Here is a 13,443-nt window from a genome sequence, read left to right as displayed (position 1 = left end):
TGTGCTGTTCACGGGAACACTGTCGCCAGACCGGCTGATACCGACCTGACGTCGACCTGACAGGCAACGGACACGGTGGCGGTGTCCCGATCGGGCATGCCAAGCTGGCGGGGTGAAGTCGGAGGCGGCGCAGATACTCGGCATCCTCGATCAGGTCATCGCGTTGGTGCAGGCAGGGCCGCAGGATCTGAGCTGGCAGTCTCGGTATGCGGATGAGGCGGAGCTGGTGGGCGATCTCACCGATCATTCCGAGCTCATTCGGCGGGGTGACCTGAGTCGGTTGCCCGATCTGAAGTTTCTGTTCGTCGTGACCGGCCCGCTGTGCGAGATCGCTGCCAGCAGTGGGTGGTTGGATACCTACACCGTGCTCGGGAACCGGTTCGATCGGTTGCATGAGCGGTTGGCGTGATGCCAGCCTTGGGCATCATCGTCGCACTGGCCGAGCAGCTCAGGACGGCTTGATGGCTGTCAGGTATTGCGTGCTGTCGAACATTTGCGCCAGCGGCTCGGGGACCGTTGCCAGGGGACGGTCGTAGCGGGTGGCCAGTTCCCGCAGGTGCAGGCTCGAGGTGATCCAGCCGTGGGCGGTGAGCATTTCGGCCGGATCGGTGCGATCGTCGGTGTAGAACAGCGACGCCAGGTCGACCTTGCCGAACGGGGTGTCCTTCAACAGTTCCGACTCCTGATCGGCGATATGGCTGATATCGACGCTGTTGTCGATGGTCTCCACCGCCACTCTGCTACCGGGCGCCGAAAGCCGGCCGATCCTCGCGAACAAGGCATCCTGTGCGGCGCCTGGCAGATATGGCAGCAACCCTTCTGCCGACCATGCGGTGGGCGAGGTCGGATCGAAGCCTGCCGCGACGAGCGCCGCGGGCCAGTCGTCGCGCAGATCGACGGCCACCTCGCGCCGGTCCGACCTCGGCTCGGCGCCGGATTCGATGAGCACCTGACTTTTGAACTCCAGCACTTTGGGCTGGTCGATCTCGAACACGACCTCGCCACTCGGCCAATCCAGCCGGTAGGCCCGAGCATCGAGCCCGGCAGCCAGGATCACCGCCTGGGTCACTCCGGCCGCCGCCGCGGACAGGAAGAAATCGTCAAAGAACTTACTGCGATATCCGATGAACCCAGAGGTGAACGGGATCTGCGACCACAACGTCGGATCGGTGATCAGTCGGTTCATATCCGAATCGCTGGATGCCACCACGAATGGGGCGGCGTAGTAGTCATGGACAAGGGCGTCGGGCCGTTTCGTCTCGATCGCGCGCGCGGCCGCAACGCCGAGCGCGGTCATGCCGACGCTGCTCACAATGTCCCAGGTATCGCCTTCGGTACGCATAATGCCGTCCTCGGAGTGTCCTGAAGGCCATGGCCGACAAGTCGGAATCCGGAGTTGCGCTCGAGCGAGGAAGAGGGAGCCCTCTTGTCGGCGTGGCGAACATGCTGCTGTCGATGGATAGAGCTGGTTATGAACTTGATCATACGACCGAGTGGACTACGGCGTGGATACATGGACGCAGCCGCCGCGCTCTGGATCGACCTCCGAGTACCCGCAGCCGTCCCGAACTGCGGCCCGCGCCCGTTCCCAGTTGGCGGCGCGGCTAGGGCACCAGCAGATACCACTCCGCGAACGGGCCCTGGATCGGCCAGGTGTCGGCCATGATCTTGGCCGGACCCATCCCCATCCACAGGTCCACGGTCACGGTGGCGCCCGGCGCCGCGTCGGTGTGCACATACACCTCCTGCGCCCGCGCGCCCGCTGAGCCCACCCAGCCCAGCATCACGTGATTGCCGCACGGCCCGCGCTGATAGCCCAGTGGTGTTACGTGCGCCAGCACGTGGCCCGGCGCACGCGGCGCGGCCTCCACCGCCACGGCGATCGCCCCGGTGCAGAAATTCGCATCGCCGAAGGTGTAGAGCGTGGTGCCGAACGGCGCCCATTGCGGTAGCGGATCCGCCTGCGCCGGCGTCGCCGTTATTCCGCACATCAACGCACCGATCCCGGCCGACACCACGAACCCCGCCGCCGCTCGCCGCACTGTCATCAGTCGATGTCCTTCCCGCGTAACGACATTCGCGGCCGTACTGCTCGCTCCGGCAATATGGCCCGAACGGACCCCGCGACATCGCAGCGGCGTGCAGCGGAAGTCGTTCCGTCAGTTAGCGTATCGAACAAACTCGGCCGCGTGGGACGTTCAAGCGTTCTCGTAGCCGCCGCAAGTGTGGCGATCATCTCGCCGAGATCCCTTGGCCCGTATCGGTTATGCCCGATATCGGTGGCCCCGACGGGCACGTCACTGCGCAACGTGGTCGGGTGATTGATCTGGGACGCGATCAATCGGGCTGACCGGCGCGACGTCGGCCTTGCCTCGGAGCGCGATACCGAACTCCGAGGCCGACGCCGTTGCTACGGCGCGATCGGCCGGGGGTAGGGGCTGTGCATGGTCAGCCAGCGGATGTCGAGGTCCTGTTCGAGGTAGTCCATTCGATTGTTCCAGAATGCCTGCAGATGGGGCAGCGCCAGATGTCTGTCGAGGTCGGCTTTCGATCGCCATACCTCGTAGAAGACGAACGCGTCCGGGTCGTTCTTGTCCTCGTGGAAGTGGTACTCGAGTGCGCCGTCCTCGGCCCGAGTCGGTGCGACGAACGACAGCAGCAGTTCCCGGAGTTCGGCGGCGCGCTCCGGTTTGGGGCGGGCGAAACCGACCAAGGCATAGGGCGCATCTGCGGAAGGTACGAAATCTGTCATACCTCGGACGGTAACGGCCTCTGAGGTACGATGCAAGCCATACCTTGTGTGAGGAGATTTCACCGTGTCGGACAGTGACGAACCGACCTTGGAGGACATGGATCTAGGCGCCGTGTTCTCCGCATTGGCGGACCGGCACCGTCGCACGGTGGTACTCACCTTGCTGGCCGCGCCCGATGCAACCGAGCGGCATTGCAGCTCGTTCGGTCTGCCGGTGTCGAAAGCTACGCTCACGCACCACTTTCGAGTACTGCGACAGGCCGGTCTGATCCGTCAGGTGAATCGAGGCAACAGCAATATGGCCCAGTTGCGGCGGGCCGAGTTGGAGCAGCGCTTCCCGGCGCTGATCGAACTTCTCCGTACCGAGATGCAGACCTCCACGGTGTCAGGCGATCGCGACAGGAACCTGCCACATTGAGTCTGCGCAGTCGTACAGGCACTGTCCGAGCGGCTGAACGAGGTGCCGTTTAGTCTGTGCGAGAGCGGTATTCGTGCCACCGGTCGGTAGCGGTTTGCACGGCCTCCTCGTCTTCGATCGCGTGCGCCCCCGAAGCACCGGCTGCTCCGAGAACCACCCCGTTATCGGTGATCAGGACGCCACCGGCGAATGGAATGAAGTCGCCGTCGTGGAGGTGTTGGATGCTGTCGACGATCGGGCCGGGCAGATTGATCTGACCCGATGGCTGCAACGACAGCAATGCGGTGCGTGCCTTGGCCACAGCGATCCGGCTGGTCATCGGCATCCCGCCGTCGGCGCGCCGTAGGACGATCACCGCGCCGCTCACATCGATGACGGCCACCGCCAGTGGCGGAAAGCCGCGTTCGGCGCCGACTGCCAGCGCCGACGCCACCAACCAGTCGGCATCGGCCAAGGTCAGTCCGGGAAGTCGGGGAGTCTCCGTCATGGATTCGAACCTAGCCAGAGCGGAACCGAACGCAAATCACAGTGGCACCCTCCGATGTCAGGGTGATCGGATGGGGATGGGGCAGTCGGATCGAAGCCGGTGAGCAGATTCGTGCAGTCTTTATCGCCTCGGTTCACTCTTGCGGCACCGGCTCGGTGGGGCGCCGTGCGGGTGGCCAGTTCTGCGGTTCTACGTTGGGCGGTTTGGCGGCGACATTGTCGTCCCAATCGAACTTCGGCGCAGGTGGGCCCCACTGCCGAGGGGATCGGAAAGAGACATCTGACGTTCCGAAATCGGTGAGTGAGAAGTTGGTGTCGGAGGTGAACGCCGCGTGTTCGAACCAGGTTGGGCCGGAAAACCTCACGCTCCCGAACCAGGTTGGGCCGGAAAACTTCGCGTCCTCGAACTTGGCGCTGCTGGTGAATGTCGCGTCTCGGAATTCGGCGGGGCCGGAGAACGTCGCATCCCGGAACTCTGCGATGCCGGAGAATGTCGCGCCCACGAACCTGGCTGTGCCAGTAAACGCCGCGCCCCTGAACCCGGCCGTGCCAGTAAACGTCACCTCCCTGAACCCGGCCGTGCCGGTGAACGTTGTGTGCTCGAACCCCGCCGTGGCAGTGAATGTCGTGTGCTCGAACCCGGCCGTGCCGGCGAATGTCGTGTGCTCGAATCTTGCGGCGCCGGTGAATGTCGTGCGTTCGAATCTGGCGGTGCCGGTGAATGTTGTGTGCTCGAATCTGGCGGTGCCGCCGAACCTTACGTCCCGGAACCCGGCCGTGCCGGTGAAGGTTGTCTGCTCGAATCCCGCTGTGTCGGTGAACGCAGTGTGGTCGAATCCGGCGGTACCGCTGAACGTCACGCCCCTGAACTGGGCGGAGTCGGTGAACGTTGCGCCGGCGAACCAGGCGGGACCGGTGAACGTCGCGCCGACGAACCAGGCCGGACCGGTGAACGTGGTGTCGGCGAACGAGGTGGAGCCGGTGAATCTCGCGCCCACGAACCTGGTGGTGCCGGAAAATATCGCGCCCTCGAACCCGACGTCGGTAAAGGTGGCATCGGTGAAATCGGCGTTTTCGAGGTGGGCGGTGCGGAAGTCGAAATTGCTTGCCCTCCAGTTGTATTCGACATCGCGTGTGAGATGGTCGGCGATGACGCGAATGATGGTTCGGCGGACTTCGCGATCGTTGTGTCGGTATTCGATGTGTTCTTGGAATTCGCCGCGATCTCGTCCTCGGTCGACACGCGGAATGATCGTCACGAGTTTCGTGCGACCGCTGCTGCCGTGGTCGGGGTCATACGGCAGGCGCAGATAGCCGCACAGGACGTCGATGCACTGCTGGCGGCGCAGGCCGTCGGATTCGTCGGCGACACCGGCCATCGCGTAGGCACCGGCGATACGGACTGCGACATCGGTCGCGCCGAGTTGCGCGGCGGCGGCGCCGAAGCGTTCCACGAAACGGCTCTGCTCGAGGTCACGCTGACGGCGGTAGGCGATCACCAAGGCCACCACACCGCCGACTCCGGCGACGACGGTCAGCGACACGCGGGTGATGTCTATCGGCGCAGCCTTGGTGTCGCTGGTCGGGGTGATCAGTCTCAGGAACCCGTAGGCGACAAGGGCTACGACCAGACCGGCGCCGAGCGCGGAGAGGACCGCGGGTAGCAACCCGATCCGGACCGCGCGGCGGCCGATCGCCGCCCTGTTGGCCTTACCCATTCGCGCGCGCAGTGCAGTCGTCTTCGTATGTGCTTGCGCGCCAATAGCGCTCACCCACCCGAGCATTGCTCGATTCTGGCCGACGCAACCGTGCTCCGCACCACAACGCTCTTGCCGAGTATTGCGGTAGCTGGTTGCGGTTGGCATCATTGGCCGCCGTATGCCGTTGTTTTCCGATTCCGCGTACGACAGCCTCGAGGGGTTGTCGGTTGGTGATGCGCTGGGTGCTCAGTTCTTCGTGCCCGGCCGCTCCGTAGCTGATCTGCTCGCCGGACGACCGCCAGCGGCTCCGTGGCAGTGGACCGACGACACCGAGATGGCCTGTTCGGTGTACTCGGAACTCCGCGGCCGCGGCGGCATCGACCGGGATGCGCTCGCGGCCGCATTCGCCCATCGCTGCGAACCGTACCGTGGCTACGGCGGCGGCACAGTCGTTGTGCTGCACGAGATTCGCGACGGGCGTCCCTGGGATGAAGCGGCCGGGGCTGCTTTCCATGGGCGCGGATCGTGGGGAAACGGAGCCGCGATGCGGGTCGCCCCGCTCGGGGCGTACTTCGCTGGAAATCTGCGTCGAGCGGCAGCGCAGGCCGCGCTGTCCGCCGAGGTCACCCATCGGCACCCGGAAGCGATCGTGGGTGCCATGGTGGTCGCCGCCGCGGCGAGCCACGCCGCGGCGACTCGCGGAAAAGGCTGTTTACCAACTGAATTGCTGCACGCGGTCGAGCCGTATCTGGTCGATGGTCGGACCGCGGACGGCGTCCGGCGAGCTCGGAAGCTACTCGGCCGATCGGTAGCCGAAGCAGCTTACGAACTCGGCAACGGTGCACAGGTCAGCGCCCAGGACACGGTGCCGTTCACGCTGTGGGCAGCGGCTACCTTCCTCGATGACTATCCAGCCGCCGTCACCGCATGTATCGAGGCCGGTGGGGATGTGGACACGACGGCCGCGATCGTTGGTGGAATCGTGGCAGCACACACCGGGGTCGGAAGTCGAGGCACGACGCGCGGAATACCGGAACAGTGGCTGTCGGCGCGTGAGGCACTGCCCACATGGGCGACTGCGTGATGCCGATCATCAGCGAACGCACGGTAGTCCCGCATATCGGTTGTCGGCAGGTCAGGGAATTCTTGTGCGGCACGCAGAACTCGTTGGCCCAGGGATCTCGCAGAACCCAGAAGTCATAGCCGCGCCCCTGTTGGTGGTCTCACCCTGCTGCGCCGAGCACCTCGTGACGACGCACCTGGGCCTGCTCATCGTCGGTCTCAATGTCGATGTGCTGCGGGCCTGTGTGCGACTTGATCGAATGCTGAAACGCGGATAGTAGAAAATTTCAACTTATAAGTTGTTTTTGTCTACCCGCTGTGCGATACGATGGCGGTATGCGGAGCTACGACCAGTACTGTTCGATCGCCAAGGCGCTCGACGTCGTGGGAGACCGGTGGACGCTGCTGATCATTCGCGAGCTGCTGCTGCAGGGTTCGTGCCGCTTCACCGACCTGAAGAACGGGCTGCCCGGTGTCGCCACCAACCTGTTGTCGACCCGACTGCGGGAGCTCGAGCAGGCCGAACTGATCAGCCGCGAGGATGCGCCGCCACCCGTGGCGACCACCCTCTACCGGCTCACCGAGACCGGACTGGCACTGGAGCCCGCGCTGAAGGCCTTGGGGCTGTGGGGTCTTCGCTATATGACCACCATCCGGCCCGAGGATGCCTTCCTGGCGCAATGGCTCGCCTACGCACCGGCGTGGTTCGTCGCCGACGTCGATCCGGCGGCGCCGTCGGCGATCATCCAGCTCAGCTCGGGCGGTACCCATGCCGTCCTCGAGGTCGGCGCGGGGCGGGTCGGCTCGCGCATCGGTGAGGTCACCGATGCCGATCTCGTCCTCGATGGACCCCCGCCCGCGGTGCTCGGAGTACTCACGGGCGTGATCGATATCGAGCAGGCCGCGCAGCTCGGGCTGACCACCCGTGGCAGCCGCGACGTGCTCACCCGTCTCCGCCCCGTCGGCAGGGAAACGGGCCATCCGTGAATTACCCGGCGCAGGCGCCGGAACAACAGGAAAGAACGGATATGACAAATACGCAAATCCCGGCCCAATACGCGACCGGCATGTCCCGGATCAATATCGAGCGGGCCCTCGTCGCGGCCGGAAAAGACCTCGACCGGCTCGAGGCCGCCGATCTCGCGCTGCTCGAGGACTACCACGCCAGCGGACGCATCGCGACCCACCAGCTCGCGGAATTGCTCGACCTGACACCCGCGACCGAGGTGCTCGATGCCGGCACCGGAATCGGCGGCACCGCACGGTATCTCGCGGCTCGCTTCGGCTGCCGGGTCACCGGCGTCGATATGGTCGCCGAATACTGCGACACGGCGCGATGGCTCGATCGTCTCGTTGGCCTGGACGATCGGATCGTCATCCGCCAGGCCGACGTCACCGAACTTCCTTTCGCCGCTTCCGCTTTCGAGGTCGTATTCAGCCAGCACGTCCAGATGAACGTGCCCGACAAGGATCGGCTCTACCGCGAGGCACGCAGGGTCACCACCGACGGCGGCCGACTCGCCGTGTGGGACATCGTCGCCGGTGACGGTGGTGCGCTGGCCTATCCGCTGCCCTGGGCGGAAGGGCCCGAGCACAGTCACCTGGCCACTGCGCAGGAGCTGCGTGCGGCGATCGAGTCGGCTGGCTTCGCCGTCGAGCACTGGGCGGACCTCACCGCGGCAACAGTGACAACGATGCGCACCGTGCTGGCGCTGCCGCCCAGCCCGCTCGGACTCCACGCATTCGTGCCCAACTTCCGCACCAGAGCCGAGCACCTCACCGACGCACTGGCCGATGGACGCCTGCGGGCCCTTCAGGCTGTCGCCAGGGCGAAGTAACGAACACGATCCGCGCGCGAGGCGAGTCTGCCGACCGTCGAGAGACTTTCCGATTTCGGCCGTTTCGACGTCAGAAAGTTCCGATCGTGGGCAGTATCCTCACCCGCATGGGCCGCCTTCGACCGATTCTGGGCAGCACGCTGTTCGTGTTCGTCGTGCCCGGCACGGTCGCGGGTCTGCTGCCCTGGTCGATCACGGGCTGGCACAGTACGCACGCACCTGCTGCGCTCCGTTTGGTCGGCGCGGCTTTGATCGTCCTGGGGCTTGCGGTGCTGCTACCCGCCATCTACCGGTTCGCCCTCGAAGGACTGGGCACGCCAGCGCCGATCGCACCGACCCGACATCTGGTCGTCGGCGGCCCGAACCGTTTCGTCCGCAACCCGATGTACCTCGCGGTCGTGGCGATCGTCTTCGGCCAGGCGCTACTCCTGGGCCAGTGGTCACTGGTCTGGTACGGGCTCATTGTCGCCGTGGGCCAAGCACTGTTCGTTCGGTTCTACGAGGAACCCACGCTGCAACGCGCATTCGGTGCCGAATACGAGCGGTACCGGGCGGCCGTACGCCCGTGGGTACCACGGCTCACACCGTGGCATCCGGATGAGCAGACGGGGTAATCCGTCCGGCCGGAGTGTATTCCGGCGCAGCACCCGAACCGGTCGAAAGCGGTTGTACCGCATCAGGTTCGGTCCGGATGCGCGGCTTCGTTCGCGAGCTGTTCTGGTTAACCGTATGAACCCTGCGTTTGTGACCGGTGAGGCGGATCGGCTGTTCGTTCGGTTCCAGGCGGCTGTTCCGAATCGGCATGGCCGGTATCCGGGGATCTTTGCGCTGGTCAATGGACTTGCGTGGGCGGGGCGCCTAAGTGCGGCGCAAGAGCGGTTCCGTCGTCGTGAAAATGCTTGGTACGAGGCCAATCTGACCGATCCGGGGCGGATCGATCCGGCCGTTTACGACCGGAAATGCCACCCGGATGCGGTGGCCTGGTTCAAATCCTCTGCCGCCCAGATGATCACGCGCGTCGGCGGCTATCTGGCCATCTTGGACAGCCACGGTGTCGGCTGGATCCGTCTGGACTGCGATAGCCCGGGCACAATCGTCTATGAGGATGCCCACCAGGTCATAGCCGAGCCCGTATTCCGTTGACGTGGCGTCACTGGATCAGAATCGGTGACCCGAGTCGTGATTGTCGTCGACGGTTGCCTGAATCTATCAGCGCGCGTCCGACGGCTGGCTGAGCCCGGTCGGCGAAGACGGCTGGATCTCGGACTCCGATGCAGATCTGGATAACGCCGACGCGATTGCGATCACGCCGATCATTGTTCGCGACACCGAAACGTCGTTCTGAAACTCTCCATTCGCTTCGAGCGCATTCAGTCCTCCGGCAATCCGGTGAGCTGTTTGACATAGCGGCGCACCGAGAGGACGGCGGCGCGCTGGGATCTGGGTGCGGGCGATGAACGAGGGCAGCGCGGGCGTGACGATCGACCAACTGTCCACCTGGGTGTTCGGACGCCACCGACACGAGATCAAAAAGGTCGGACTCACTTCGACTCCGCGAATCCCGTTCCGGCTGAAGCGATATGACTCCGCCGAATGGACGGCCACCGTTCGATTGACAGAGCCGTGGGTAGCCAGGAAGGTCAAATGCACCGCATCCGTCAGCCGGTGGCTGACTCAGCGTGGGCAGGTCGTGCAGAGTAGCCGCCCGCTGACCGCTCTGCGCCGATCTGACCGACACGGCGCGGTCAGGCCAAAGGCAACTCACGAATCAGCACATCAAATGTGGGTGCGTCGGGCCAACTCGGTTTAGTGATCCCCACGCGGATCCACCCCCAGTTTCGGTATGCCCGGTAAGCGCGATCGTTGTTCGGCTCGACCAACAGCGTCGACCGCTGTTCGCATCGACTGTTCAGCAATTTGTCGTGCAGCGCCCGAGCCAGGCCATGGCCGGTGTGTTCCGCGCACACCATGATTTCGGATAGTGCGAATGTTCGGGCGCCGTCTTCATCGGTGAACACATCGCGGTCGGTGATTGTGTTGTCTGGCTGAAAGTTCTTCCACCAGGCAGCTTTTGGGCTGAGGGTCCAGCCCCATGTCTGTCCGGCTGGCTTCCCGTCCAGGTACGCGATGACCATAGCGAAGACGCTGGCGCGCGCCGGGCTGGTGTAGCTGTCGAATCGATGCATGAACTCGTCCGGCGAATCGAACGGGTCGCCGGATGCGATCGCATCCACATAGGACCGGCAATAGATGTCCGCCACGGTCGCGCGGAGGTCGCGGGCCAGTGCGGCATCAAGGTGCTGGAATTCGACTCCTTCGGGTAGTTTCATGCGGTGATCGTGGTCTGTGTAAGGGCGTCGAATCGCTGACCGAACTCGGCCCCAGCAGACGAACCGGCGGTGGCGCGCCGGACCGGCTCGAGGACCTTCACAGTACGAGGCGAGGAAACAGTGTTGCCCAAGTGCTCGACTACGGGCATCGCCTCGGCCAGTGCTCCACTGAAGTCTCCGGCCGCAGCCCGCGCGGACGCCAACCACGCCCGCGCGTTTACTGAATTCCGAACCGAAGCTTGGTCGCTTACGGTGGCCTCCAGCAGATCCACCGCCTTCGCGAGGTCGCCGACCCGTCCGTATCCGCGAGCCTCGTGCCCGCGGACTTCGGTATGACCCACGAAACGAAGCCAAGCCGGGCATTCATCGATCGGCTCGTATTCCACAGCCTGGTCTACCTCACGCCATGCCGTGGCAATCGCACGTCCGAAAGCGTTGCGATCCCCGAGTAGCCCCACGGCTTGGGCCTGCCGGATCGCTATGAGTGCGTGGATTCGTCCGGGTGGTCTGCCTCGCATGAGATCTCGTGCTCGCTCGACCAGTTGCAGCGCGTGGTGCGGGCTCGCGTGTCCGATCTGAGTCAGCGCGATCGACTGATTCGCCGCATGCAAGCAGGTATGAGCGGTCAGATCGTTGTCATCTGCCTGACTCGCTAGCGCCATGGCATCGGAGTAGCAGCGGCGCGCGAGCGGATGCATGTTCGCGTCGAACGCCAGCCATCCGGCCAATACCGCGAGTTCGCCTGTCGCACTTGCGAATACGTCGGCCGTTCCCGTAGCGAACGCGCACGTTTCCAGCTGGTTCTTGGCCCTAGCAAGCCCTTCCACGGCGTAGCTCACCAGCTGTGCTCCGCCAACTCGCTGGTCTGCACTCTCCAACTCGTCGATGCGGTCGAGTAGACGTCGCGCATCGGACATGCCGAGCCGCTCTCCGTCTAGATCCCACGAATCCAGAGCCACAGCAGCACCGGTTGCCGCAGCCAATCTACCGAACTCCCGCCGTTTCACGTCACCTTCGACTTCCCATGCATAGGCACCGAGCGAGTTGCGAGACCGATCGGTTATGGCGCCGGCCTCATACCCGCCAGGATGCACCGAAACGACCGAACGTGCTTCGGTGACGGCCGCCCAAAATCGTTCAGCCTGGTCATTGTTCAGCCGCGCCAGTTGGGTGTCGAGGTCGAGTGCGGACTTGCCGCGCACTGGACGTGCATCTTGCGCACGCTCCCACTTCCGAACGGTCACCGGCTGGTAGCCGATTTGCTCGGCGAATGCCTCCTGCGTCAGCCGCAGCGCGACAAGGCGAAGGGCCTTGACTTCAACACCGGTCCAATTGGTAACGATCATCTCCGCCCCTCGTCGCACCCACAACGCTCGGTATCAGAAGCGTATTACTTGCGTGCGGTTCTGTGCCTGGGATCGAGTTCGCTGGTCGGCGACGCTTTATGGGTATCCGACGCCCCGGGCATTTCGGAGCGCTGCGTCTGCTAGTTCCCGCCCGCAGCGCGCGACGGTCGCTGTCGGATGCCTCGACCGCAGTCACGGAGAGGAATCATGACGAATTCGAAACTGCCGCAGCGAGATCCATTGACGAGTCGGCCAACCACATACTGTGGTGCCGCGGCCGATGTGGTCGAGCGGTTTGCCGATGCCATCCGTGAATGGGCAAACCAGTCTGTATCCGCCGAGTCGTATCGCTGCCGGGGCATCGAGCGTACGAACCGCAAGGGGGCGTGATGCGCCGAGATAGGTTGCGTACTACGCAAACCCGGGATGGTCGCAAGGTCGCGGTGTGGCGATTGGCGGGGTGTGCGGCGCGCATCCTGCGCGTGCAGTTCATGTCCGAGTCGTTCACCGCTTATTGCTTGCCGTCGCGCGCGCAGTTCATGGCGGTGCAACCCGGAACGGTCATGTTCGACCCGTATCCCGATCTGGCTGCCGCTCGGGAGTTGCTCCCGAAGCACACGGACCTGTGGGACGCGCTTCGAGACGACTATTGGGCCGCGCTGGTGGATTTGCAGGATCTGCCTAACCCGTTGGAGACGTAGGCCGGATGTTCGAAGTAGCTCCGTCCTCGGCGAATGAGATCGCTCCGACCGTGCTCGCGTTGCTCGCGGCATTCCACGAGGACACACGCCACAAGCTCGACCTAGCCCCTGTCGATAGCGTTCCGGTCTATGAGCGCGCTTCCGACGGCTGGCTGAGCCCGGTCGGTGAAGACGGCTGGATCTCGGACTCCGACGCAGATCTGGACAATGCCGACGCGATTGCGATCACGCCGATCAGTGTTCGCGACATCGAAACGTCCTGCTGAAACTCCCCACTCACTTCGAGCGCATTCAGTCCTCCGGCAATCCGGTGAGCTGTTTGACATAGCGGTGGGCAGGAACGGGGACCGGGCCGTTGGGGCCCGGGGCCTGGTGGGTGAACAGCCCCTCGTCGGTCCAGCCGTTGCGGGTGTAGAAGGCGCGGGCGCGGGCATTGCCCGGGACTACGGCCAGCCAGGCCCGTGCATGGCCGCTGCCGGATATGCGCTGTTCGGCGGCGGTGAGTAGGGCCGGTGCCGTGCCGGTGCCGCGGTGGCGGCGGGAGAGGTAGACCTGATCGATTTCATCGTCGAGGACCATGATGAAACCGGCCACTTCGTTATCGATGATCGCGACGGTGGTCTCGGCGATCCGTTGGGTGGCTCGGGGAGCGAACGACTTCTGCGGGCGGACGGCGATGAGTTCGTCGGGAACATTGCCCAGGTGGGCGTCGCGCCAGCCCTCGTACCAGATCGCTGCGATGGCTTCGGCATCGTCGGGGCGGGCCGGGCGCAGGTGCGGGGAATCGGTCATCTGGGCAATGTAGCGCGG

The 13,443-nt window shown here is 64.5% G+C and carries 18 protein-coding genes; 9 read left to right on the top strand and 9 right to left on the bottom strand.

What is annotated here, in order from left to right; all coding sequences use genetic code 11:
* The first annotated feature begins 112 nt into the window (after positions 1 to 112).
* Positions 113 to 409, top strand: a complete 297-nt coding sequence (locus ACQP0C_RS26710) for a hypothetical protein (RefSeq protein WP_433724230.1) — start codon at positions 113 to 115, stop codon at positions 407 to 409.
* A gap of 39 nt (positions 410 to 448) precedes the next feature.
* Here the strand turns inward: ACQP0C_RS26710 and ACQP0C_RS26705 are convergent, their stop codons facing one another.
* From ACQP0C_RS26705 to ACQP0C_RS26695, 3 genes are all read right to left on the bottom strand, one after another.
* Positions 449 to 1,342 carry a class I SAM-dependent methyltransferase gene (locus ACQP0C_RS26705; RefSeq protein ID WP_433724228.1) on the bottom strand — a complete coding sequence of 298 codons (894 nt, stop codon included), beginning with the start codon at positions 1,340 to 1,342 and terminating at the stop codon, positions 449 to 451.
* Between the two features lie 262 nt (positions 1,343 to 1,604).
* Positions 1,605 to 2,048: a hypothetical protein gene (locus tag ACQP0C_RS26700; protein WP_433724226.1), complete on the bottom strand. Its 444-nt coding sequence runs from the start codon at positions 2,046 to 2,048 to the stop codon at positions 1,605 to 1,607.
* 362 nt (positions 2,049 to 2,410) lie between these two features.
* Positions 2,411 to 2,752, bottom strand: a complete 342-nt coding sequence (locus ACQP0C_RS26695) for a putative quinol monooxygenase (protein WP_433724225.1) — start codon at positions 2,750 to 2,752, stop codon at positions 2,411 to 2,413.
* Between the two features lie 64 nt (positions 2,753 to 2,816).
* Between ACQP0C_RS26695 and ACQP0C_RS26690 the strand changes: the two genes are divergently transcribed.
* Positions 2,817 to 3,170, top strand: coding sequence for an ArsR/SmtB family transcription factor (locus tag ACQP0C_RS26690; protein ID WP_433724223.1), 354 nt, complete (start codon positions 2,817 to 2,819; stop codon positions 3,168 to 3,170).
* Between the two features lie 49 nt (positions 3,171 to 3,219).
* On the opposite strand, the gene ACQP0C_RS26685 is transcribed toward ACQP0C_RS26690, so the two are convergent.
* Together ACQP0C_RS26685 and ACQP0C_RS26680 are read right to left on the bottom strand one after the other, a co-directional pair.
* Positions 3,220 to 3,657 carry a GlcG/HbpS family heme-binding protein gene (locus ACQP0C_RS26685; protein ID WP_433724221.1) on the bottom strand — a complete coding sequence of 146 codons (438 nt, stop codon included), beginning with the start codon at positions 3,655 to 3,657 and terminating at the stop codon, positions 3,220 to 3,222.
* A gap of 133 nt (positions 3,658 to 3,790) precedes the next feature.
* On the bottom strand, positions 3,791 to 5,428 hold the full coding sequence (locus tag ACQP0C_RS26680) for a pentapeptide repeat-containing protein (protein ID WP_433724219.1): 1,638 nt from the start codon (positions 5,426 to 5,428) through the stop codon (positions 3,791 to 3,793).
* 106 nt (positions 5,429 to 5,534) lie between these two features.
* Between ACQP0C_RS26680 and ACQP0C_RS26675 the strand changes: the two genes are divergently transcribed.
* The 5 genes from ACQP0C_RS26675 to ACQP0C_RS26655 all read left to right on the top strand — a co-directional run bounded on the left by ACQP0C_RS26675 (position 5,535) and on the right by ACQP0C_RS26655 (position 9,399).
* Positions 5,535 to 6,440: an ADP-ribosylglycohydrolase family protein gene (locus ACQP0C_RS26675; RefSeq protein WP_433724218.1), complete on the top strand. Its 906-nt coding sequence runs from the start codon at positions 5,535 to 5,537 to the stop codon at positions 6,438 to 6,440.
* A gap of 314 nt (positions 6,441 to 6,754) precedes the next feature.
* Complete coding sequence (locus tag ACQP0C_RS26670; RefSeq protein WP_433724216.1) at positions 6,755 to 7,405, top strand: winged helix-turn-helix transcriptional regulator; 651 nt, start codon at positions 6,755 to 6,757, stop codon at positions 7,403 to 7,405.
* Between the two features lie 41 nt (positions 7,406 to 7,446).
* Positions 7,447 to 8,256, top strand: a complete 810-nt coding sequence (locus ACQP0C_RS26665; RefSeq protein WP_433724214.1) for a class I SAM-dependent methyltransferase — start codon at positions 7,447 to 7,449, stop codon at positions 8,254 to 8,256.
* Between the two features lie 107 nt (positions 8,257 to 8,363).
* Positions 8,364 to 8,870, top strand: a complete 507-nt coding sequence (locus ACQP0C_RS26660) for a methyltransferase family protein (RefSeq protein ID WP_433724212.1) — start codon at positions 8,364 to 8,366, stop codon at positions 8,868 to 8,870.
* A 130-nt stretch (positions 8,871 to 9,000) separates the two neighbouring features.
* On the top strand, positions 9,001 to 9,399 hold the full coding sequence (locus ACQP0C_RS26655; protein WP_433724210.1) for a hypothetical protein: 399 nt from the start codon (positions 9,001 to 9,003) through the stop codon (positions 9,397 to 9,399).
* Between the two features lie 66 nt (positions 9,400 to 9,465).
* Here ACQP0C_RS26655 and ACQP0C_RS26650 read toward each other — a convergent pair whose 3' ends face one another.
* The 3 genes from ACQP0C_RS26650 to ACQP0C_RS26640 all read right to left on the bottom strand — a co-directional run bounded on the left by ACQP0C_RS26650 (position 9,466) and on the right by ACQP0C_RS26640 (position 11,932).
* Complete coding sequence (locus tag ACQP0C_RS26650; protein ID WP_433724208.1) at positions 9,466 to 9,900, bottom strand: hypothetical protein; 435 nt, start codon at positions 9,898 to 9,900, stop codon at positions 9,466 to 9,468.
* A gap of 101 nt (positions 9,901 to 10,001) precedes the next feature.
* Entirely contained in the window at positions 10,002 to 10,517 is a 516-nt protein-coding gene (locus ACQP0C_RS26645) for a GNAT family N-acetyltransferase (RefSeq protein ID WP_433724206.1), read from the bottom strand.
* Between the two features lie 65 nt (positions 10,518 to 10,582).
* Positions 10,583 to 11,932 carry a helix-turn-helix domain-containing protein gene (locus ACQP0C_RS26640; RefSeq protein WP_433724204.1) on the bottom strand — a complete coding sequence of 450 codons (1,350 nt, stop codon included), beginning with the start codon at positions 11,930 to 11,932 and terminating at the stop codon, positions 10,583 to 10,585.
* A gap of 314 nt (positions 11,933 to 12,246) precedes the next feature.
* Between ACQP0C_RS26640 and ACQP0C_RS26635 the strand changes: the two genes are divergently transcribed.
* Positions 12,247 to 12,633: a hypothetical protein gene (locus ACQP0C_RS26635; protein WP_433724202.1), complete on the top strand. Its 387-nt coding sequence runs from the start codon at positions 12,247 to 12,249 to the stop codon at positions 12,631 to 12,633.
* 50 nt (positions 12,634 to 12,683) lie between these two features.
* The gene (locus ACQP0C_RS26630) at positions 12,684 to 12,899 is read left to right on the top strand and encodes a hypothetical protein (protein WP_433724200.1); all 216 of its coding nucleotides are present in this window, start codon (positions 12,684 to 12,686) and stop codon (positions 12,897 to 12,899) included.
* Between the two features lie 25 nt (positions 12,900 to 12,924).
* Here ACQP0C_RS26630 and ACQP0C_RS26625 read toward each other — a convergent pair whose 3' ends face one another.
* The gene (locus tag ACQP0C_RS26625) at positions 12,925 to 13,425 is read right to left on the bottom strand and encodes an N-acetyltransferase family protein (RefSeq protein WP_433724198.1); all 501 of its coding nucleotides are present in this window, start codon (positions 13,423 to 13,425) and stop codon (positions 12,925 to 12,927) included.
* Positions 13,426 to 13,443: the final 18 nt, after the last annotated feature.

Origin of the sequence: Nocardia sp. CA-129566 (genome assembly GCF_050956075.1) — a bacterium.
In the GTDB taxonomy this organism is placed as follows: domain Bacteria; phylum Actinomycetota; class Actinomycetes; order Mycobacteriales; family Mycobacteriaceae; genus Nocardia.
Note: the sequence above shows the minus strand (reverse complement) of the source record. Positions and strands in the feature narration are given on the sequence as shown.